The organism is Ramlibacter sp. (assembly GCF_028292805.1).
GTDB lineage: Bacteria > Pseudomonadota > Gammaproteobacteria > Burkholderiales > Burkholderiaceae_C > Ramlibacter.
Genome location: NZ_JAQGLS010000289.1, coordinates 1 through 7,161, shown reverse-complemented (window position 1 = coordinate 7,161; position 7,161 = coordinate 1). Strand labels below are relative to the sequence as shown.

The 7,161-nt window shown below is 70.0% G+C and carries 4 protein-coding genes; 1 reads left to right on the top strand and 3 read right to left on the bottom strand.

Translation table 11 applies throughout. The annotated features are described in order from the left end of the window. The 3 genes from JWP65_RS17550 to JWP65_RS17540 all read right to left on the bottom strand — a co-directional run. The coding region (locus tag JWP65_RS17550; protein WP_299766055.1) for a DUF1631 family protein at nucleotides 1–1,318 on the bottom strand (1,318 nt) is incomplete at its 3' end. A 53-nt stretch (nucleotides 1,319–1,371) separates the two neighbouring features. Continuing rightward, nucleotides 1,372–3,033, bottom strand: a complete 1,662-nt coding sequence (ettA, locus tag JWP65_RS17545) for an energy-dependent translational throttle protein EttA (RefSeq protein ID WP_299766053.1) — start codon at nucleotides 3,031–3,033, stop codon at nucleotides 1,372–1,374. An 86-nt stretch (nucleotides 3,034–3,119) separates the two neighbouring features. Next, entirely contained in the window at nucleotides 3,120–5,423 is a 2,304-nt protein-coding gene (locus tag JWP65_RS17540; RefSeq protein ID WP_299766050.1) for a DUF1631 family protein, read from the bottom strand. A gap of 291 nt (nucleotides 5,424–5,714) precedes the next feature. Here JWP65_RS17540 and JWP65_RS17535 point away from each other — a divergent pair. Next, nucleotides 5,715–7,161 (top strand): DEAD/DEAH box helicase (locus tag JWP65_RS17535; protein ID WP_299766048.1); only part of this gene is annotated, 1,447 nt, incomplete at its 3' end.

Here is a 7,161-nt window from a genome sequence, read left to right as displayed (position 1 = left end):
GCTCGGCGCGCAGCAGGGCGCGCACGGCGCGCTCGCGGCCGCGGCCGCGGCGACCGCGTGGCTGCGCGTCCGACCATGATTCGCGCAGCGTCTCGAGCGCGATCTCGAACGGCTGCGGCCCGGTCGCGCGCGTTTCCAGCAGCGCCTCCACGGCCTGCTGCAGGCCCTCGACGAAGTCGCGAAAGCCCGCCGCCTCGGCCCCGCCCCAGCCGAGGCTGCGCTGCGTGATCTGCTCCAGCAACTGGCGGGCTGGATGGGCGCGGTCGCTGAAGAAGCGTGGGTCTTCCAGCGCCAGCCGCAGCAGGGCCGGCTCCAGATCGCGCACGGCTTCCTGCACCGGCCCCAGCAAACGCGCATCGCCGGCCAGGTTCTCCACCATCAGGTGCACCACCTCCAGCCCCAGCACCTGGGCCGGGCGCCGGGCCTCGCGCCGCAGTGCCTCGCGAAACAGGGCCCGGCTGTCGGAGAGCTTGCCGGGCACGGCCGCCTGCCGCTGGCGCAGCTGCTGCAGCACCTGGTCGACCTTGCGCATGTCGTGCAGCACCTGCAGCGCGGCCGGCACGGTATGGGCGAAGTCGGTTTCGCGGGTGATCAACTCGCCGGCCGGCGCCGGCGGCTCGCCCGCCAGCAGCTTGCGCAGCTCGCGGATGGTCAGCTGGATGGCCTGGTCGGCCGGCTCGTGCGGCGCCGGCGCCGGCGCCGCCGTCCATTGGGCGCCTATGCCTTGCGCCCGCAACGCCGCCGTCCACACCGCATAGCTGCGCGCCAGCTCCGGCGCCATGGCCAGCGGCAGGTGGCGCAGCCAGCGGCGGCGCACCGAAGGCGACACCGGGCTTTGCCGGGCCAGCCGGTACAGGCTGCGCACGTACACCTCGGGCCGCAGGGGATGGCGCTGCCCGGTGACGCCGGCGACCTGCGCCGCGCCCAGCAAGGCCTCGAGTTCGGCCAGCTGCGGCTGCACCGCGTCTTGCAGCTTCTGGGCGGCCCGCACCAGGTCGACGTTGTCCTGCAGCTGCTCGTCGCCCAGCAGCGGCAGGGCGTCGAAGCCGAGGCTCGAGGCACGGTCGCCGGCGATGGCCACGGCGAACTCGGCCAGCAGCGCCGGTGGAAAGGCCTCGGCCAGCGCATGCTGGCGTTCGCGCAGCACGGCCACCGCTTCCAGCAGCAGGTTGCGCTCCACCACGTCGGGCACGGCCGCCGCCTGCCGCGGCAGGTCTTCCAGGGCCCGCGCCAGCGTCGCGCGCATCAGTCCCGCGCCGTCGGCCGCGGCGTCCTTGATGCAGGCGCGGTAGGCGGCCTGGTGTGGTGATTGGCGCATTGGGCCGCTCATGCGGCTGGACCCCTCTTGCTGCGGGCCCCGCGTGGGCGCCCTTATTTCAGAGCTTTATAGCGCACCCGGTGCGGCCGTGCACCTTCTTCACCCAGGCGCCTGCGCTTGTCGGCCTCGTATTCCTGGTAGTTGCCGTCGAAAAACACCCACTGGCTGTCGCCTTCGGCGGCCAGGATGTGCGTCGCGATGCGGTCCAGAAACCAGCGATCGTGCGAGATCACCATCACGGAGCCGGCGAATTCGAGCAGCGCGTCTTCCAGCGCCCGCAGCGTTTCCACGTCCAGGTCGTTGGACGGCTCGTCCAGCAGCAGCACGTTGCCGCCCTGCAGCAGCGTCTTGGCCAGGTGCAGCCGGCCGCGCTCGCCGCCGGACAGCATGCCGACCTTCTTTTGCTGGTCGCCGCCGTTGAAGTTGAAGCGACCACAGTAGGCGCGGCTGGCCATCTGGAACTTGCCGATGTTGATCAGGTCCAGTCCGCCCGAGACGTCCTCCCAGACGGTCTTGTTGTCGGTCAGCTCGTCGCGGTGCTGGTCGACGAAGGCCATCTGCGCCGTCTTGCCGATCTTGACGTTGCCCGAGTCCGGCTGCTCCTTGCCGGCGATCAGCTTGAACAGCGTCGACTTGCCGGCGCCGTTGGGGCCGATGATGCCGACGATGGCGCCCGCGGGAACCTTGAAGCTCAGGTTGTCGATCAGCAGGCGGTCGCCGAACGACTTGCTCACCCCTTCGAACTCGATCACTTCATGGCCAAGGCGCTCGCCCACCGGGATGAAGATCTCGTTGGTCTCGTTGCGCTTCTGGTATTCGAAGTCGGACAGCTCCTCGAAGCGGGCCAGGCGGGCCTTGCTCTTGGCCTGGCGGGCCTTGGGGTTGGCGCGCGCCCACTCCAGTTCCTTCTTCATGGCCTTGGAGCGGGCGTCCTCGGTGCGCTGCTCCTGCGCCAGCCGGGTTTCCTTCTGCTCCAGCCAGTTGGAGTAGTTGCCCTTGTACGGCAGGCCGATGCCGCGGTCCAGCTCCAGGATCCACTCGGCTGCGTTGTCCAGGAAGTAGCGGTCGTGGGTGATGGCCACCACGGTGCCCGGAAAGCGCGCCAGGAACTGCTCCAGCCACTCGACCGACTCGGCGTCCAGGTGGTTGGTGGGCTCATCGAGCAGCAGCATGTCGGGCTTGGACAGCAGCAGCTGGCACAAGGCCACGCGCCGCTTCTCGCCGCCCGACAGGTTCTGGATCACGGCGTCCCAGGGCGGCAGGCGCAGCGCGTCGGCCGCGATTTCCAGCTGGTGCTCGCCGGCGTCACCCTGGGCGGCGATGATCGCTTCCAGCTTGCCTTGTTCGGCCGCCAGCGCGTCGAAGTCGGCGTCCGGCTCGGCATAGGCCGCATAGACCTCTTCCAGCCGCGACTTGGCCGTCAGCACTTCCTCCATGCCGCCCTCGACCGCTTCGCGCACGGTCTGCTCGGGTCGCAGCTTGGGCTCCTGCGGCAGGTAGCCGATGCGCAGGCCCGGCATCGCCGTGGCTTCGCCCTCGTACTCCTTGTCGATACCGGCCATGATCTTGAGCAGGGTCGACTTGCCCGAACCGTTGACGCCCAGCACGCCGATCTTGGCGCCGGGAAAGAAGGACAGCGAGATGTCCTTCAGGATCTGTCGCTTCGGCGGCACGATCTTGCCGACGCGATTCATTGTGTACACGTATTGAGCCATGGGGAGATTATCCCGGATGGCGAAGCAGGGCGAGGGTCTAGGGATTAGCGGCCAGGCATTCCAGCGCCGCGCGGCAACCCCAGCCCCTAAAGACTGTTCTTCAGCGCCGCCTGCGCCACCTGGTCCAGCGCCTCGTCCACCACCGGCCGGTTGGCGACGATGCGCAGGTGGCCGCAGGCGCGCAGCTTGTCCAGGGTGCGGCGCGACATGGAATGGGCGGCGCCGCCGACGGAGGTGAACATGAACAGCGTCGCGTGCGGGCTGCTCCAGGTCAGTTCGGCCCGGACCCAGGCGCCCTTGATCAGGATCTCCACCCAGGTGCCGATGCGCAGTTCCTCGCGCGCGGCGGCCGGCGCCGCCTCCTGCGCGTCCGGCGCAGTGGCGGCTTCGACCTCGACCTCGACCACGGCCGCCGGCGCCGGCATCTCGGCCGGTTCGCTGGCGCGCTGCGCCTGCTGCTGCGCCTGGGCCGCCTCCTGCTGGCGGGCCTCGGGCGAGGCGACGTGTTCGGGTGCCCGCTCTGCGCCCTCGTCCGAGAACCAGCCGGACTCCTGCGCCTCGCCCGCGCCCAGCCAGATCTGCACCTCGTCGGCGGGGGCATCGCCGAACCGGGACGGCTCGGCCCAGGCGGCATCGGCTGCGGCCTGGGCGGCGGGGTCCTGCCCCTCCTGGGCGGCGGCGCGGTGCAGCGTGATGAGGTGGTCGAAGAAGCGCTGGGTGAGCTCCGGCGGGTAACCGATGCGCGCCAGGCCTTCGCGCAGCCGCTGCAGCAGGCCCGGGATCATCTGCACCAGCCGGCGCGCGCGGCCGCGCTGGGCCGAGCTCATTTGCACGCTCCAGACCAGGTCGTCGACCAGCGCGCGGTAGCCGTAAGGGTCGGACGAGCCGTCGGCGCAACTCAATTTCGCCTCGGCCACCACCTGGGCCCAGGCGCCCTTGAGGAAGTCACCGATGAAGTCGGCCACCCCCAGCCCGTCGAGCAGCTGGCCGAATTCGAGGGCCAGCTTCTGAGCCAGCAGGTTGCGCTGCTCGGCGTGCAGCAAGGCGCGGGCGGCCTCCTCGCGCTTGTGGCGGGCGCCGTGGTCCTGGCCGCCCCACTGCCCCTGCAGGTGGTCCAGCAACTCGCCGAAAGTCTCGGCGTCGACGACCTTGCTGTCCAGCCAGCGGCTGGCGTCCGCGACCGAGGCCTGAAAGCTGGCCCAGCCCGGCTCGTCCTCGGAGCCGAACGCCAGGCTGCGCTGGGTGATGCGATCGAGCAGCTGCCGGGCCGGATGGTTGCGGTCGCTGAAAAAGCGCGAGTCGTCGTGGGTCAGCCGCTGCACGGCCGGCTCCATCAGCTTGAGCTGGCGCTTGAGCCCGGGCAGCAGCCGGCGGTCGTCGGCCAGGTTGTCGAACAGCAGCCGCACCACTTCCTCGCCCAGCTGCTGGCCGATGCGAAGGGTGGCGCCGGACGGCGCCGGCGGCTCGGCCAGCATGTCGAGCGGGACCGCGGGCGGCGCCGGCGGCCTGGCCCGCTGCTCCAGCTTCTTGACCAGCTTGTCGGCGCCCTTCATGTCCTGCAGCAATGCCATGGAAGCCGGCACGGTGTGCAGGAAGTCGGCCCGCTTGGGCTGATCGAAGTCGCCGGCCAGCAGCTTGCGCAGCTTGTCCAGGGTCAGCAGCGTCTTGGCCACGGTGTCGGTGACCGGAGCGGCGCTGCCGCCGCCCTTCTGGATGCGCCCGCCCAGGGGGGCCGCCGGCTCGATGCCGCACGAGCGCAGCCAGTGCGTCAGCTCGCGGTACAGCTTGCGCAGATTCGAACCCATCAGGCCCGATGCAGGTGTCAGCAGGATCTCGCGCAGCTGCGTGTCCGGCACGTGCACGGCCAGCGTGGCCTGCAGCGCCCGCACGAACACGTCCGGGCGCACCGGATTCAGTCCGGGCTGGATGGTGCGCCAGCCCAGCATGGTGCTGATCAGGGCGTCCAGGGCCGGCAGGGTGTCGTCGACCGCGGCCGCGACTTCCTGCTGGGCCCGGGCGACTTCGATGCTCTGGTCGAGCTGGTCGTCGGCGAACAGCCGCAGGTCCTCGAACCGCAGCGGCTCGGCCTGAGCCTGGTCCTTGCCGCCACCCTCGTACACCAGCCGCGTCAGTTCGGCGACGAAGGTGGCCGTGACCGGCTCGACCTGGCCTTGCAGTCGCAGGATGAAGGCCCGGATCGGGGCGGCCTGGAACGAGGCGACACGGCGCGAGCCGACGCTGGTGGTGCCCACCTGCAGGCCTTGCAGCACTTCGGCCACCAGCGGGCCGGCCTGTTCCAGCATGGCGGCCAGGCAGTCGTTCAGCGACGGCTGCAGGGCACTGGGGTCGTCGGCGACGCCCACGCGAAGCTTCATCATCTTGGAGGCCATGTGCGGCCGATTATCGTTCTGGCTGAGCCGGCCGCCACCCTGGCAAGCCCCCGGGCCTGTGAATGCGTCACGCTCTGTGCGTCCGCGCAACGCTGCTGGCCATTCCATGAGACAATGACCGCTCTTGCGGCCTTCAGTCGCCCGCAAGCTCAGCGTATCGCTGGGGACGAAGCAGGCCATCCGCGCCCGCCGGCTCCCACTCCCTGCACCCTCATCTGCCAATGACTGGCTCCGGCTTGTTTGCCCGGAACGGCCGATGCCCTCGCGCCCGGCAAGGCGCTTCTTTGCTCCATGAATTTTGACGAACTGAACCTCGCTCCGGCCATCCTCAAGGCTGTCCACGAACAAGGCTACGACACCCCGACTCCGATCCAGGCCCAGGCGATCCCCGCCGTCCTCGAGGGCCACGACCTCCTCGCCGGCGCCCAGACCGGCACCGGCAAGACGGCGGCCTTCACGCTGCCCCTGCTGCACAAGCTGTCCATGGCGCGCAGCGCCAAGAACAAGTTCGGCGGCACCGGCATCCGGGCTCTGGTCCTGACTCCCACCCGCGAACTCGCGGCCCAGGTCGAGGAGTCGGTGCGCACTTACGGCAAGTACCTGCAGCTGAGCTCCACCGTCATCTTCGGCGGCGTCGGCATGAACCCACAGATCGACCGCATCAAGAAGGGTGTGGACATCCTGGTGGCCACCCCCGGCCGCCTGCTGGACCTGCAGCAGCAGGGCCACCTGGACCTGTCCACCGTGCAGGTGCTGATCCTGGACGAAGCCGACCGCATGCTGGACATGGGCTTTTTGCCCGACGTTCGCAAGATCCTGGCGCTGGTGCCCAAGGACAAGCAGAGCCTGCTGTTCTCGGCCACCTTCAGCGACGACATCCGCGACCTGGCCAACACGCTGCTGCGCAACCCGCAGAGCATCCAGGTCACGCCGCGCAACACCACCGTGCAGAGCATCACGCAGGTGATGCACCTGGTCGGCCGCGGCAAGAAAAAGGAACTGCTGGCCCACGTGATCGAGCAGCACAACTGGAGCCAGGTGCTGGTGTTCACCCGCACCAAGTTCGGCGCCAACAGCGTGGCCGAATTCCTGACCAAGCGCGGCATCCAGGCGATGGCGCTGCACGGCAACAAGAGCCAGACAGCGCGCACCCAGGCGCTGGCCGGCTTCAAGAGCGGCGACATCCGCGCCCTGGTGGCGACCGACATCGCCGCCCGCGGCATCGACATCGACGAACTGCCGCACGTGGTGAACTACGAAATCCCCAACGTGCCGGAAGACTACGTGCACCGCATCGGCCGCACCGGCCGCGCGGGCAACTCCGGCGAAGCCGTCAGCCTGGTCTGCCTGGACGAGGAAGGCTTCATGCAGGAGATCGAGCGCTTCACCAAGCGCGACATCCCGTCGGTCGTGGTCGAGGGCTTCGGCCCCGAGCCGGGCGAAGTGGGCGAGCCCATCGCCATGGGCCGGCAGGTGCTGTGGGGCGGCAAGGGCCGCCCGCCCAGCCGCGAAATCATGAACGCCGCCGCCAAGAATGCGCGCAGCGAAATGATGACGCGCATGCGCGAGAACAAGGGCAAGCAAGGCCAGCCTGCCGGCGGCGGCCGGGGCGGTCAGCGCTCCAGCGGCGACGGCCAGTCGGCCCGCACCGGCAACGGCAATGGCGAAGGCCAGCCGGCACGTGGCAACGGCGGCGGCCGCGGCCGGCCGCAGCCGCAAGGCACCCCGGCACAGGCCC